Raw genomic sequence first — 14,437 nt, forward strand, 5'->3', positions numbered from 1 at the left:
CCCTTGCTCCCGATACCTCCCACCAATATTCCAGCTCTGACCAGCCGTTCCGGGGCATTTCCGGGCCAAGGTCCCGCTCAGGCGCCCTCCGCGTCGCCCGTCAGCGTCTCCCACCGCTGCATGGACTCCTCGATCAGCCGGTTCACATGGTTCCGCGCGTCGGCCAGGAACTTGGCGTAGTAGCGGAAGAGGACCTGCATGCTTTGTCCGGCTCGGCGCGCGCACTCGGCGGGGTCGACTCCGGAGGCCAACCAGAACGAGATGCCGGCGTGGCGCAGGTCGTAGGGGCGCTTCGCCAGCTCAAGGGAGTGCTCGTCAAGGGTGAGAGCGACGTCACGCACTCGCCCCCAGGTGATGCCGTACGCTGCGGCATCGATGTCCTCGATGGCGGACACCAGGTCTGGTGATCTCCCCGCACTGCGCCTTCGCCTTCCCTGGCGAACCCGCCGCCGTGGGCCAGGCGGCCGGGGGCGCTCCCGAAGGCTGCGGGTGACGTCGTCGTCCGGGTCGAGGATCCCGGACGCTGGATCACCGTACAGCGGCACGGGTGGGAGCAGCGGGCACGGACCGGGCCCGCCACGCAGAATCAGGGATCCGGCTCATCCAACAGGCACCCGAAGCCCGCCCGCCACCTCGCGTACGAAGCAAAACCTTCGGTCGCCTCGCACCGGCCCGGACACACCTGGCAGCCGGTGAACCCGAAGACTCCCGCCAGGAAACGGATCACGCCCTGGACCTCTGTTCGGCACCATCAGTTCACACAGAGTCAGCGAACGGCGCACCGAACTGCACGACGAAGCACTCCCGTACGCCAGGAGCGTCCCGGCCATCGGTCTCCACGAACTCCCTCGGAGAACTGACGGCCTCGCTGATGCACCCGCCGCCGGCGCACTTGCCTCTGACGGCGGTCGTGGCTAGCTCCCCGTAGGCGGCCGCTTACCGCGCGGTTTATCCCCGCATACGGCCAGATATCACTCTGGTGCCGTAGGGCGGTCACCGGCTTCCCGGGCTGTTTCGGGCTCGGCTCGGTGAACGGGGTTGTGCAGGACAGCTCCGTCGCTGTGATCACGGCGGCGCTCGTGCGTGGGGTTTGGCGGCGTCGGCCGCCCCGGGCCCCTTGCCGCTCAGATGGCCAGAATGCCGCCGTCCACCGCCACATAGCTGCCGGTGGCGAATGAGGAGCGGTCGCTCAGCAGCCACAGGGCCGCTTCCGCCACCTCTTGCGGCTCGGCCATCCGCTTTTGGATCTGGCGTGCGACGAATGCCTCCTCCAAAGCCGGGTTGGCCTCCACCGCCGCGTTGATCATTTCCGTCCGGGTGGTGCCCACGATCAAGGAGTTGACGCGGATGCCGTACGCCCCGTATTCGGCGGCCGTGGCCTTCGTCAGGCCCAGGACGGCGTGCTTCGCCGCGACGTAGGGGGATGGTGCGCCGGTGGCGATGAGGCCCGCCGAACTGGCGGTGTTGACGATCGTCCCGTGGCCGGCTTCCAGCATGACGGGGATCTGACGGCGCAGACAGTTCCATGTCCCGCGTACGTTGACATCCATGATGCGGTCGAAATCCTCTTCCGGCAGTTCGTGCGATCGGCCGAAGGTGGAGCCGGCGTAGCCGGCGTTGTTGAAGGCGCCGTCGAGGCGGCCGAAGCGTTCGATGGCCGTCGCGACGGCGCGCTCGACGTCGTCGGCCCGCGTCACGTCGCCGACGCTGCAGGCCGCTTGTCCGCCGGATGTCTCGATCTCGCGGGTGAGGTCCTTGAGCCGGTCTTCGCGGCGGGCCATGAGGACGACGGCCGCGCCTTCGGAGGCGAAGAGCCGCGCTGCGGCCTCGCCTATGCCGCTCGACGCTCCGGTGATCATCACGGTCCTGCCGGTCAGCAGGCCGGTGTTGTGCGCTGGGGGTGTCCAATCGTTCATGACGCGAGTAAACCTGAAGTAGCGGGCCGTCACGCCACTTTCACCAGACGGGCGTTCGATTCGGTGATGTGGTGCGGGCTCGATGGCGCATCGTGCCCTCAGGGTTGCTGAGGGGTACGAGCACAATGTGTCTCGTTTGCCCGCGCAGCGGAGGCCGTGGAGGTTTGGCCCTGAGATGTTCTGGGGGTGTCCGATCGTGGTCCGTCCCAGTCCTTGTTCGTTCTGGGCGGGCCATTCGGCTCCCCGTTGGATCTGCGGCAGCCGTCCTGTTTCTCTCGCGGGGCCCCTGTGCGTTCAGTCAAGGTGGTGTTGATGTCAGGCGTGAGGGCGCCTGGCACTGTGGCTGTCATGACTGATGAAGCGGCTGTTCAGCGGTCGGTTGGTGAGGGCATGCGTCCGTGCGACTTCTGCGGTGACCCGGTCGTGATCGACTCGATCGACGAGTACGACTGTCCTGTGTGCGGTGAGCGTGATACGGATCAGCCCGACGTAGCCGGCCGGGGCCTTGTTCGGGTCGAGGATCGTGGTGATGAGCCGGTAGACGCCCTCGTGGCCTGCGACGGTGTACTCCACCGCGCGTACCGGCACCCCGCGACGGGTGTGGTGGATGTCGCCGCGGTCGAAGATCTCGGGGAGGCAGAAGCCGTCCGGCAGTTGCTCAACCACGGGCAGCGCGAGGTCTTTGCGGACCCGCCACAGCAGGTCCGCCCCGGTCGCCGCGGCTCGGCACCACAGGTCCACGCCGTCGAAGCCGCGGTCGGCCGGCAGCATCCCCTGCCGCAGGGATCCCAGGACCGCTCGGGCGGAGAATCTGCTCTCCGATGCGAAGAGCTGCCAGCGCGGCGTCGAAGATGACGTGGGTGCCGCACTTCACCAGGCCGACCATGCGGATCTGCGGGTAGCCGATGTCCTGTTCGCCCCGCCCGGACCGGGGAGGACGACCGAACGCCTCCGCGTTCGCCTTCGTGTCGGGCAGGTCGAACGTGGTCCCGTCGATCGCAATCAGCCGCCGGCCGCGGTAGAAGGCGCACACCGCGCCTGGTGCGGCGACCGGACGGCACACCCGTTCCGGCACGCTACCCGCAGCTCCTCGACCGGGGCTCTCCTCGAATCCCCGGAAGACCTTCTGCTCACTTCTCGCATCCGGATCAGCATGCCCGTCCTCTGGCCGGCCCCGGACTCACCGACGCCCGGCCGTCGTCGACTCAACGGCGGAAGAACCTCGTGTCCGTGAGAGCGGATGCGGGAAGGGGAGCGAGGCGGCGTCGGCAGGTCCCGCCCGGTGGCTCTCAGCGTGCGAAGACCGGGCCGGTACAGGATGGTCCGCGGATCGGCGCAGTAGGGACGGGGGCGCCGGTGCGGAGCGGGGCGCGGCGGGTACCGGCCTGGAGGATCGCGGTGGCCCGCCGGGACGGGGCCGGGGGGCACGGTCGGTGGAGTCACGTGTGCGGCTGAATCGGCCACGAGCCCAAGATCACAGATGTGCTGAGGCCCCCGCATGGGGGACTGTCCCCCATATCCTCGGCCCCCTGGCCGGTGAGACAGAGGGGCGCACGGAGCGCCGCGGCGTCGGAGGACGGCCGGTCGCGGCCGTGCCGCCCGACGAGGCAGGTCAGCGGCGTGCGACCGGGTGCCGTCCGGCCGAGGGGCGCACGGGCAGGTGGTCAGCCCAGCGGGTATATGGGGGCATCCACGACGCACCATGGGGGAGGCACGCGACCCCGGCCGCCACCACACGGCCCGGTCTGCCGCGCTTGCTTGTCGTGCAGGCCCGCAGGGCTTGGCCGGTCGCCCGATTACCTTAGGCACGCGGCGGCCTGACCGACCGTCCGATCACACAGCGCTGCTACGGCCTGTGCAACCACCATCCGGTCGCGCCCGCCGACGGGCACGGAAGGCAACTCGTCGGCGGCCTGCGAACAGGACGGCGTGCGCGATGGTGTCCGGTCCGGTGTGCGCTCCGGCCGCGGGAGACCGGCTCGTCGAGGCGCGGGAGCCATCCGGGGGGATGTCTTCGCCCACCCCACGAGTGGTTGCCCCAAAGGAACTTGGGGGATCATCCCGCATCCGCCGTCGCTGCGGCACCCGCTCTACTGGTGTCCGGCTGGCGGGTTCCCGCGGTGACGTCCCGAAGGAGCGCCGCCGGTCCGAACTCGACTCGTGACCCACAGCCAACAGGTGCCGTACGACAAGACATACAGGAGCGCACGACATGCGGACCTCTTTGGGTATCGACTCCGTTGCACGGAGTGTGTACATCTCGATGGTCGACCGGCCCGGCGCGGAGGTGGCCGAGCTGGCCGCGCAACTGAAGGAGACCGAGGAAACGGTCCGGGGCGGGCTGGAGCGGCTGTCCGCCCTGCTGCTCGTCGTTCCGGGGGACTCCGCCAGCGGCTGGCGGCCGATCGATCCGGAGGTCGGACTGGCAGCGATGCTCACCCGGCAGCAGGAGGAATTAGCCCGCCACCGGCTCCAGGTGGAGGGCAGCCGACTGGAGGTGACGCGGCTGCTGTCGGAGCGCGGGCGCGGCGGCCGGGAGAGCGTTCCGGACGTCAAGTGGCTGGCCGGCGCGGACGCCGTGTGGCGGCACATCACCTCTCTCGCCGATGAGTGCGCGAACGAATGGCTGACCGTCGGACCGGTCGAGCGGCCGGACGCGGCGGCCTTCGAGGCCGGCCACTCGCTGGACGAAATCCTGCGGCGACGCGGAACGCCCGCTCGCGCCATCGTGCTGGAGAGCGTCCGCAACGACCCCGAGGCGACGGAGCGCCTGCGCCGGAACGAGGAGTGCGGCGGCGCCGTCCGCACCCTGCCGTCGCTGCCGGTGTGGATGATCGTCTCCGACCGCAGGCACGCCGTCGTGCCGGTCACGAGCGGCCGCAGCGTGGTCGGCGCGATGGCGTGCGGCGTCGAGTCGGTCACGGAAGCCTTCGCGACCCTGTTCGCCCGGCTGTGGAAGGAAGCCCTGCCGCTCGCGGAGGCACGCCCCCGTACCAGCGGCAACCTCTCCCTCCAGGAGCAGCACGTGCTCCGGCTGTGGGCGCAAGGGCTCACGGACGCGGCGGCGGCCCGCCGGATGGACGTCTCACTGCGCACGGTGCGCCGGCTCTCGGAGAAGCTGACCGACCGGTTCGGTGCCCAGAGCCGGTTTCAGCTCGGCGCCCTCGCGCTCGCCAGCGGCGGCATCCGCGCCGAGGACATGGCCTGAACCGTCCCACCTGGCGTGACCGGGCCGTGAGGGGCCGGACCTCGTCGCCGAGGTCCGGCCCCTTCGTGGTGTGGCAACGGGTGCGGTCACCTGGCCGGCGCGAACTGCGCTGTGATCGCCGCCATCATCAGGTCGGCGATGGCCTGGGCGAGTTGCGCCGGGGTGGGAGAGTCGAACACGGCTCGCACCGGCACATCGACCCGCAGCGCCTTCCGCAGCCGGGAGGCCACCTGCGTGGCGAGCAGCGAATGCCCGCCCAGTTGGAAGAAGTTGTCGTGCACGCCGACGCGGTCGATGCCCAGCAGCTCCTGCCACACGGCGGTGACAGTCCGCTCGACGGCGTTGCGCGGCGCCGTGTACTCCCTCCCCAGATCCGGCCGCTGGTGGTCCGGCACCGGCAGGGCCGCCCGGTCCACCTTGCCGTTGGCGGTCAGCGGGAGGCGCTCCAGCGTGACGAACGCCGCCGGGATCATATAGTCGGGCAGGAACCGCCCCAGGTGGGCGTGGAGATCCGCGGTGCTCGGCGCGTCCGCGCCGGTGGTCACGAGATACGCCACGAGCCGCTTGTCGCCGGGCGTGTCCTCGCGAACGATCACACTGACCTCGCCGATGCCGGGGTGGGTCAGCAATGTGGACTCGACCTCGCCGAGCTCGATGCGGTTGCCGCGGATCTTCACCTGGTTGTCGATCCGCCGCAGGAACTCGAGCTGCCCGTCCGCCCGCCACCGCACCAGGTCACCGGTGCGGTAGACCCGGGTGCTCACCCCTTCGGCCTCGTACGCGGTGAACCTCTCCTCGGTCAGCTCCGGCCTGCCCCGGTAGCCGCGGGCCACCGGCACGCCCCCGATGAGAAGTTCGCCGGGCACCCCGACCGGCACCGGCCGGCCGTGCTGGTCCACCACGAACACCAGGGCGTTGGGGATGGGCCGGCCGATCGGCGGGACCGCGTCGCCGGGTTCGACCACCGTCGAGGTGGCGAGGACCGTGGTCTCGGTGGGTCCGTAGTTGTTGACCACGCGGAACGGCAGCCGTGCCTGCGGCGGCATCCGCAGCCGGTCACCGCCGGTCAGCACGTAGTCGAGAGGGCTGTCCGCCGCCCACGGCAGCGCCACCAGGGCCTCGAGCATCGGCGTGGACAGGAACGTGGCGTGGACGCGCTGCTCGCACAGCCAGTCCCGCAGCAGATGCGGGGTGAGCCGGACGGTCTCGGTGGTGACGCAGCAGGTCGCGCCGCGGGTCAGGCCGAGCCACAGCTCCCACGCCGCCGCGTCGAAACCGATCCCGGCCAGCAGCGCGATCCGCTGCCCGGGTTCCAGCCCGTACTCCCGCGCCGTCCAGTGCACCAGATTGACCAGGCTGCGGTGCTCGACCTGGACGCCCTTGGGGCGGCCGGTGGAACCGCTGGTGTAGATCAGGTAGGCAAGGTGGTGCGGTGCGGCGGCCGGTCGGGGATCGGTGTCCGGCTCGTCGGCCAGCGTCGCGGTGTCCTCGTCGAGCAGCAGCAACGGTACGTCCGAGGGCAGCCGGCCGGTGTGCGCGGAGCCGGTGAGGACGACCGGGGTCGCGGTGTCCCGCACCATGCACGCCAGCCGCTCCGCCGGATGGTCCGGATCCAGCGGCACATACGGCGCCCCCGCCTTCAGGACGCCCAGCACGGCCGCCACCAGATCGGGGCCACGCTCCAGGCACACCGCGACCGGCATGTCCGGCCGCACTCCGTACCGAGTGCGCAGGTGGTGGGCGATCCGGTTGGCAAGCGCGTTCAGTTCGCCGTAGGTCAGCGTTCCCTGCGGCCCCTCGACGGCCACCGTGTCCGGCTGCTGTGCCGCCCGCTCCTCGAACAGGCCGTGCAGCGTGGCGGTGTCCGGGAAGGCGGCCGCGGTGTCGTTCCACTCGACCACCGTCCGCCGTCCTTCCTCGGCAGTGAGCAGGCACAGCCGGGACAGCCGTGCCGCGGGCTCGCGGGCCACCGTCTCCAGCAGTGTGCCCAGGTGGCCGGCCAGCCGGGCGACCGTGTCCCGCTCGAAGAGGTCCGTCCGGTACTCCAGGGCGCCGCGCAGTCCGCCGCCCGCGTCCTCGGACATCATCAGGGTGAGGTCGAACTTGGCGTCCGGCAGCGTGACCGTGAACGGCTCCACGTCCAGCCCCGGGAGGCTCCAGCCGTGCTCGTCCGGCGTGTTCTGGAACACGAACATCGTCTGGAACAGCGGGTTGCGGGACGGGTCCCGGTCGGGGGCGAGTTCCTCCACGATGCGTTCGAAGGGGAGGTCCTGGTGGTCGTAGGCACCGAGCGCGGTGTCCTTGACCCGGTCGAGGAGTTCGGTGAACGCCGGGTCGCCGGACAGGTCGGTGCGCAGGACGAGGGTGTTGACGAAGAAACCGATCAGATCCTCCGTCTCGGCGCGGTTGCGGCCTGCGACCGGGCTGCCGACGGTCACGTCGTCCTGGCGGGCGTACTTGACCAGCAGCACCTGGAAGGCAGCCAGCAGCACCATGTACAGGCTCGCGGTGCCGTTCCTGGCCGCCTTCCTCAGCCCGGCGGCCACTGCCGCGCTCACCTCGAACGTCACGGTGTCGCCGCCTCCGGGCCGCCCCTCCGGGCGGCGGTGGTCGGTGGGCAGTTCCAGAGGTTCCACCCCGGCGAGCCGCTCCCGCCAGTACGCCAGCTGCCCCTCCAGCACGTCACCGGTGAGCTGCTGTCGCTGCCACACGGAGAAGTCCGCGTACTGCACAGGCAGTTCCGTGTCCTCGGGCGAGATGCCGGTCGTCGCCGCCCGGTAGCCCTCCCGCAGTTCGCGCGCCATGACCGGCTCCGACCAGCCGTCGCAGGCGATGTGGTGCACCGTCAGCAGCAGGTGCGCCTCCTCGTCGGCCAGCCGCACCAGGTGCGCGCGCAGCAGCGGTCCCGCCGCCAGGTCGAACGGGCGGGCGGCCTCCGCGCGGGCCAAGTGCCGTGCCGCCTCCTGCCGTTCCTCGGTGTCGGCGATGTGCCGCAGGTCGTGGACGGCCGTGTGCACCGGCGCCGGCGGATCGACGACCTGCGCCGGCTCGCCGTCGTCGTCGGCGACGAACCTCGTCCGCAGGATCTCGTGCCGCGCCAGCATGCGGGTCAGCGCCGCGTCGAGGGCATCGGTGTCCAGCGCACCGCTGACGCGCAGTGCGAAGGGCACGGCGTACTCGGCGCGTCCGGGCTCCAGTTGGTCGAGGAACCACAGCCGCTGCTGGGCGAAGCTCAGCGGCAGCGGCCCGCCGGTCCGGTCGGCCGACACGATTCGCTCCGCACCGGCCGTCCCGTCGGCAGCGAGCTCCGCCACGGCCGCGGCCAGCCCGACGACGGTGGGTGCCGCGAACAGCTCCCGCACCGGCACCTCCACGCCCAGCGCGTCCCGCAGCCGTGACGTCACCTGGGTGGCGAGCAGGGAGTGGCCGCCGAGCTCGAAGAAGTTGTCGTCCACACCGGTGACCTCGGTGCCCAACACCTGGGACCAGGCCGCCGCGATCGCGCGCTCGACCGGAGTACGAGGGGCCGGACCGCCGGCCCCGGATGCGCGGGGTTCGGGCGCGGGCAGCTCCCGCCGGTCCACCTTGCCGTTCGGGGTCAGTGGCAGCCGCTCCAGCGCCACGAACGCGGACGGCACCATGAAGTCGGGCAGTTCACGGCGCAGCCGCCCGCGCAGGACCTCGCCGCGCACCGTAGCGCCCGCTGCCGGGACGACATACGCGACCAGCCGCTTGTCGCCGGGGGCGTCCTCGCGGACGACGACGGTGGCTGCGGCGACGTCGGGGCCGACCAGCAGCACCGCCTCGATCTCACCGGGCTCGATGCGGTGCCCGCGCAGCTTCACCTGGTCGTCCAGCCGCCCCAGGAACTCCAGTTGCCCGTCGGCCAGCCAGCGCACCCGGTCCCCGGTGCGGTAGACCCGGCGCGGTGTGCCGTCGACGTCGGCGGTCACGAACCGCTCCGCCGTTTGGCCCGGCTGCCCCCGGTATCCGCGCGCCAGCCCAGCGCCACCGACGAGGAGTTCGCCCGGCACCCCGGTCGGCACCGGCCTGCCGTACCGGTCCACCACGTACACGAAGGTGCCGCGCACCGGGCGGCCGATCGGCGGCACGGCCGTGCCGGTGACGACCTCGGCCGAGGTCGTCACCACCGTCGACTCGGTCGGCCCGTAGTTGTTGACGACGCGGAAGGGCAGGCGCAGCCCGGCCGGCAGGCGCAGCGCGTCACCACCGGTCAGCACGTACTCCAGGGAGGTCGGCTCCGACCAGTCGAGGGCCGCCAGCGACTCCAGCATCGGCGTCGAGACGAAGGTGCCCGTGACCCGCCGCTCGCTCAGCCAGCGCTGGAGCAGCGCCGGCGTCAGCCGCACCGTGTCGTCGGGTACGCACACGGTGGCACCAGTCGCCAGCGCGGGCCACAACTCCCACGCCGCCGCGTCGAACCCGACCCCGGCCAGCAGCGCGACACGCCGTCCCGGGGCCGCGCCGAAGGTGTCGGCCGTCCAGCGGACCAGGCCGACCAGGCTGCGGTGCTCGATCTCGACGCCCTTGGGCCGGCCGGTGGATCCGCTGGTGTAGATCACGTACGCCAGGTCGCCGGAGGACGCTGCGGGTTCCGGGTCGTGGGCCGGCAGGTCCGCGAGGGACGGCCAGTCCCGGTCGGTGAGGAACCGGCCGGGCTCGTCAGGCAGCCGTGCGGCCCGGGCGCTGTCGGTGACCACGAGCGCGGCCCGCGCGTCCGCGACCATGTAGGCGAGCCGGTCGGTGGGGTGCTCCGGATCCAGCGGCAGGTAGGCGGCGCCGGACTTGAGTACCGCGAGCAGTGCGGTGATCTGCTCGGGGCCGCGCTCCAGGCACACGGCGACCGCGGCCCCGGGACCGGCTCCGCAAAAACGCAGGTGCCGGGCGAGCCGGTTGGCCCTCGCGTTCAGCTCCCGATAGGTCAGTTCTCCGTCGGTCGAGAGCACCGCCGTCGTGTCCGGCCGCAGGGCGGCGCACTCCTCGACGAGCCGGTGCACCGTCGCCCCGGCCCCGGCTTCGGCCCCGGTGTCCGCGGCGGACGCCGTCCCGCTCCACTCGGCCAGCACCCGGCGCCGCTCGGCACCGGTCAGCACCTCCAGCTCGGACAGTGGGCGCTCCGGGCCGGCGACCGCCGCGCACAGCAGCGTGGTGAAGTGCCCCGCCAGCCGCTCCGCCGTGTCCGGTGCGAACAGGTCGAGGGCGAACACCAGATCGCCGTCGAGCGAGCCGTCGGGCCGCTCGGTGAGAATCAGGGTCAGGTCGAACTTGGCCTCCTCCTCGCGGACGGCGAACGGCTCCACCACCGCTCCGGGCAGCTGCCAGGCGTGGCCGTCAGGGGTGTTCTGGAGGACGAACATCGTCTGGAACAGCGGGTTGCGGGACAGGTCGCGGTCGGGGGCGAGTTCCTCGACGAGGCGTTCGAAGGGGAGGTCCTGGTGGTCGTAGGCACCGAGCGCGGTGTCCTTGACCCGGTCGAGGAGTTCGGTGAACGCCGGGTCGCCGGACAGGTCGGTGCGCAGGACGAGGGTGTTGACGAAGAAACCGATCAGATCCTCCGTCTCGGCACGGTTGCGACCTGCGGCCGGGCTGCCGACCGCGATGTCGTCCTGACCGCTGTACTTCGCCATCAGCAGCTGGAACACCGCCAGCAGCGACATGAACAGGCTCGCCCCCTGCCCCGCCGCCAGCCGCCGGGCCGCGCCGGCCACGTCGGCGGGCACCGAGAAGGACACCGTGCCGCCCCGGCCCGACCGCTCGGCCGGCCGCCGGTGATCGGTCGGCAGTTCCAGCGGCCGTACTCCGGCGAGCCGCTCCCGCCAATACGCCGACTGTCCCGCCAGAGCCGGACCGTCCAGCACCTCGCGCTGCCAGCTCGCAAAGTCCGCGTACTGGAGGCCGAGGGGGGCCAGGGTGCACGGCCGGCCGGCCACCGCCGCGCCGTACAGCTCGCCCAGCTCTCGAGCCAGAATGCCCTCCGACCAGCCGTCGGAGACGATGTGGTGCACCGTGAGCAGCAGCAGCCACTCCGTGTCGGCCACCCGCACCGCCACCGCACGCAGCAGCGGCCCGGCGGCCAGGTCGAACGGCCGTCCCGCTGCCTCGCGCAGCATCTCGCGCGCGGCGCCGGCACCGAGTTGGCGGGCGTCGTGGACGTCCACCGCCACCTCCCGCACGGCGTCGACGACCTGGAACGGACGTCCCGTGGCGTCCGCGACGAACCGGGTCCGCAGGATCTCGTGCGAGGCGGCCAGGGCTGTCAGCGCGGCACCGAACGCGTCCGGCGCGAAGTCCCCCTCGACCCGCAGCCCCACCGGGATCGCATACTCGGCCCGGCCCGGCGCCAACTGGTCCAGGAACCAAAGGCGTTGCTGCGCGAAGGACAGCGGCAGGGCCCCCGCCGACCGGTCCGCCCGCGGGATCGCGGCGCAGGTCCCCGGATCCAGCGCGTCCACGGCCGTCGCCAGCAGCGCCGGCGTCGGCGCGTCGAACAGCGTCCGGTATGGCACGTCCACCCCGAGGTCCCGACGCAGCCGGGAGGCGATCCGGACGGCCAGCAGGGAGTGACCGCCCAGTTCGAAGAAATCGTCGTCCGCGCCGACCTCATCGACGCCCAGCAGCTCGGCCCAGATGCCGACGACCGCCCGCTGGGTGGGTGTACGCGGCGCGGCGAACGCGGCGGAGACGTCCGGGCGGTGGCCCTCGGGCGCGGGCAGCGCCCGCCGGTCCACCTTGCCGTTCGGGGTGAGCGGCAGTCGCTCCAGCACGACGTACCGGGCGGGCAGCATGTGCTCGGGCAGCTCCCGCGCCAGCGCCGCGCGCAGCCCGGCCACGGCCACGGCCGTGCCGCCGGTCGGCACCAGGTACGCCACCAGCCGCTTGTCGCCCGGGACGTCCTCGCGGACCACGACCGTGGCCGCCGCGACGGCCGGCCGGGACAGCAGGGCGTTCTCGATCTCTCCGAGTTCCACCCGGTGCCCACGCAGCTTGACCTGGTCGTCCATACGGCCCAGGTAGACCAGGCGCCCGTCCGGCAGCCACTTCACCAGGTCGCCGGTGCGGTACACGCGCGCCTCGGGATCGGCCGAGAACGGGTGCGGCACAAACCGCCGTGCTGTCAGATCGTGTCGGCCCAGATAGCCGAGGGCCACGTTGACACCGCCGATCAGCAGCTCACCGGGCACTCCGACCGGCTGGACCTCGCCGTGCGCCCCGACCACGTACACCTCGGTGTTGTCGATCGCCCGGCCCATCGGCACGTGGTCCGCCGCCGGGTCCACCGACACCGTCCGGCTGACCACGTTGCCGACGGTCGCCTCGGTCGGCCCGTACTCGTTGACGATCGCGGTGTCCCCGGTGCCCAGGGCCAGCGCCCGGTGCGCCAGCGCCGGTGTCAGGTCCTCGCCACCTGCGACCACCGTGGCAATGCCGTGCCGGACGCCGTCCTGCTCCAGCCGAGCGGTCAGCAGCTCCAGGTGCGAGGGCGTTGCCTTCAGAAAGCTGATCGGGACACCGGTCGCGACGATGTCCACGGCCGCGTCGAACACGCCGCGTCCCGGCTCCGGCTGCGGCACCACCAGGCACAGCCCCTGCACCAGCGGCAGGAACAGCGCGGTCACCGTCAGGTCGAAAGCCGCCGACGAGCACAGCAGCGAACCGATCCGCGCACCGGGCGCCGGGGGATAGTTCCGGTCGCACCAGTGCAGGTAATTGACGACACCCCGGTGCCCGACCCGCACGCCCTTGGGGCGGCCCGTCGAACCCGAGGTGTAGATGACGTACGCCACGTCGTCCGGGCCCGCAGCGGCGACCGGGACGGTGCCGGTGCCGGCCGGCCACTCCCGGTCGGCCAGCAGCAGCGCGGTGCCCGGCGCGAACAGGCCCGCGTGCGCGGACTGCGTCACCACCACCGGCGCGGCACTGTCCTCGACCATGTACCGCAACCGCTCGGCCGGGTAGGCCGGGTCCAACGGCACGTAGGCGGCACCCGACTTGAGCACGCCGAGCAGCGCGCACACCAGGTCCGGGCCGTGGTCCAGGCACACCGCGACCAGCGCGCCGGGGCCGACGCCCTGCTCCGCCAGGTACCGCGCCAGCCCCTCGGCCCGCTCGTCCAGCTCCCGGTAGGTCAGCCGCTGCCCGCCGTGTTCCAGGGCCACCGCGTCGGGCTGGAGCGCGGCCCGCTCCCCCACCAGCCGGTGCACGGTCGCGGTGTCCGGGAACGCGGACCGCGGCCCGTTCCACTCGGTCAGGATCCGGTGCCGCTCCGGCTCCGTCAGCATCTCCAATGCGCTGAGCGGCTCCCCGGGCGCGTCGGCGGCGGAACACGCGAGCGTCGCGAGGTGCCCCGCCATCCGCTCCGCCGTAGCCCGTTCGAACAGATCGGTCCGGTAGCCGAGGACACCGCTCAGCCCCCCGCCGTCCGCGACGACTTCCAGCGTGACGTGCGCGTCCGGCGGGAACGCGGCGGCCTCCCGGCCGGCTGTGCGCCACGCGAACCACGCCACCGCACCGCCGGCCGCGTCCGCCAGCACCGCGAGCGGCACCGGACCACGGCCGACGGCGTCCGCCATGCCCCGCGCGACATGCGCCAGGGCCTCGGTGAACGCGGGGTCGCCGGCCGCGCCCCGCACCACGGTCGCCGCATCCGTGTCCCGCGTGCCGTCCGCCGGCACCGCCACCGGGACGTCGCCCCGGCCGGCGTGCCGCGCCAGCAGCGTGTGGAACACCGTCAGCAGGACCGCGGGCAGCTCCACGCCCCGGTCGCGGGCCAGCGCGGCCAGCGCGTCGGCGGTGCGGGCGAGCACGTCGAACGGAACCCGGTCCGCAAGGCCCGGTCCGTCGTCCGACGGCCGGCGGTCCGACGGCAGTTCCAGCGGCTCGAGGCCCGCCAGTGCATGCCGCCACTCCCCCAGCTGGTGATCAGCCACCGTTCACTCCCCATCGTCAGGACATCGTCAGCGGTACAAGCGGTTCACGGGCGGCACGCCGTACGGCGCGCGGCGAGGGGCAGGGCGGGGGCCTCCGGGCGGGCCGGGGACCGTGCCGCCGACAAAACCGCGACCGCCGGCGCCGAACGTCCGCGACGAGCAGGCTAGGACGCGCGGACGCGCGACCCCAGTGGACACAAATGACGCCCCTCGGGATGGTCACAACTGCCCAGTGCCGCTCGCGATCACCGCTGGCCACCATGGACGGCGTCACTAGTGCACAGCCCGGACGCCCCCACGGAGGGCGATTTCACGGGTACCCGGCCCGATCGCAGCGGTCGCGGCCCCATCACGGTGTCGAGAGG

Annotated in this window: 5 protein-coding genes; 1 reads left to right on the forward strand and 4 read right to left on the reverse strand. The window is 72.3% G+C overall.

The annotated features are described in order from the left end of the window. Nucleotides 1-77: 77 nt before the first annotated feature. From OG978_RS02705 to OG978_RS02715, 3 genes are all read right to left on the reverse strand, one after another. Nucleotides 78-395: a hypothetical protein gene (locus OG978_RS02705; RefSeq protein ID WP_442817643.1), complete on the reverse strand. Its 318-nt coding sequence runs from the start codon at nt 393-395 to the stop codon at nt 78-80. A gap of 729 nt (nt 396-1,124) precedes the next feature. Then, nucleotides 1,125-1,916, reverse strand: coding sequence for an SDR family NAD(P)-dependent oxidoreductase (locus OG978_RS02710; RefSeq protein ID WP_326769908.1), 792 nt, complete (start codon nt 1,914-1,916; stop codon nt 1,125-1,127). A gap of 315 nt (nt 1,917-2,231) precedes the next feature. Then, nucleotides 2,232-2,687, reverse strand: coding sequence for a hypothetical protein (locus OG978_RS02715; protein WP_326763632.1), 456 nt, complete (start codon nt 2,685-2,687; stop codon nt 2,232-2,234). 1,441 nt (nt 2,688-4,128) lie between these two features. Between OG978_RS02715 and OG978_RS02720 the strand changes: the two genes are divergently transcribed. Beyond that, nucleotides 4,129-5,124, forward strand: a complete 996-nt coding sequence (locus OG978_RS02720; RefSeq protein ID WP_326763633.1) for a helix-turn-helix domain-containing protein — start codon at nt 4,129-4,131, stop codon at nt 5,122-5,124. 86 nt (nt 5,125-5,210) lie between these two features. On the opposite strand, the gene OG978_RS02725 is transcribed toward OG978_RS02720, so the two are convergent. Next, nucleotides 5,211-14,072 carry a non-ribosomal peptide synthetase gene (locus OG978_RS02725; RefSeq protein WP_326763634.1) on the reverse strand — a complete coding sequence of 2,954 codons (8,862 nt, stop codon included), beginning with the start codon at nt 14,070-14,072 and terminating at the stop codon, nt 5,211-5,213. Between the last annotated feature and the right edge of the window lie 365 nt (nt 14,073-14,437).

Source organism: Streptomyces sp. NBC_01591 (genome assembly GCF_035918155.1).
Lineage (GTDB): Bacteria > Actinomycetota > Actinomycetes > Streptomycetales > Streptomycetaceae > Streptomyces.